This is a genomic window from Streptosporangium vulgare, from assembly GCF_042428775.1.
Taxonomy (GTDB): domain Bacteria; phylum Actinomycetota; class Actinomycetes; order Streptosporangiales; family Streptosporangiaceae; genus Streptosporangium; species Streptosporangium vulgare.
In genome coordinates this window covers 1-1022 of record NZ_JBHMBS010000116.1, presented here as the reverse complement: position 1 = coordinate 1022, position 1022 = coordinate 1, and the positions used below count along the sequence as shown (strand labels likewise).

At 69.1% G+C, this 1022-nt stretch carries 1 protein-coding gene; it reads right to left on the bottom strand.

Features of this window, described 5'->3' with window-relative positions:
* Window positions 1–14 precede the first annotated feature (14 nt).
* Window positions 15–1022 (bottom strand): sugar phosphate isomerase/epimerase family protein (locus ACFFRH_RS44230; protein WP_386164189.1); only part of this gene is annotated, 1008 nt, incomplete at its 5' end.

Sequence of the window (1022 nt, the reverse complement as noted above, 5' to 3'; positions counted from 1 at the left end):
TTCGGTCCGGAGATTCAGTCCGAGGAGAAGGCGGCGTCGAAGGCCGCGGTGGGCGGGGTGATGGCGTTGAGCTTGCGGATGATGGCCAGCGCGTCGGGGGCGCCGTCGAGGCGGTCCATGCCGGCGTCCTCCCACTCGATGGAGATGGGTCCGTCGTAGCCGATGGCGTTGAGGGCGCGGAAGCAGTCCTCCCAGGGCACGTCGCCGCGTCCGGTGGAGACGAAGTCCCAGCCGCGGCGCAGGTCGGCCCAGGGCAGGTGGGAGGCGAGGCGGCCGCGGCGGCCGTCGCCGGTGCGGACCTTGGCGTCCTTGCAGTCGACGTGGTAGATGCGGTCGGCGAAGTCGAGGATGAAGGCGACCGGGTCGATCTCCTGCCAGACCATGTGGGAGGGGTCCCAGTTCAGGCCGAACGCGGGGCGGTGGCCGATGGCCTCCAGGGTGCGCACGGTGGTGTGGTAGTCGTAGGCGATCTCGCTGGGGTGGACCTCGTGGGCGAAGCGGACGCCGACCTCGTCGAAGACGTCGAGGATGGGGTTCCAGCGGTCGGCGAAGTCGGCGTAGCCGTCTTCGATCATCTGGGGTGGGACGGGGGGGAACATGGCGACGGTGTGCCAGATGGAGGAGCCGGTGAAGCCGACCACGGTGTCGACGCCGAGTTTGGCGGCGGCGCGGGCGGTGTTCTTGATCTCCTCGGCGGCGTTGCGGCGGACCTGTTCGGCGTCGCCGTTGCCCCAGATGCGGGCGGGCAGGATGCCCTGGTGGCGGGCGTCGATGGGGTTGTCGCAGACGGCCTGGCCGACCAGGTGGTTGGAGATGGTGTAGACGCTCAGATTGTGCTTGGCGAGCATCTCCTGCTTGCGGGGGATGTAGTCGTCGTCGCTGAGGGCTTTGTCGACCTCGAAGTGGTCGCCCCAGCAGGCGATCTCCAGGCCGTCGTAGCCCCAGCCCGAGGCCAGGCGACAGACCTCCTCGAACGGCAGGTCGGCCCACTGGCCGGTGAACAAGGTGATCGGCCTGCTCAT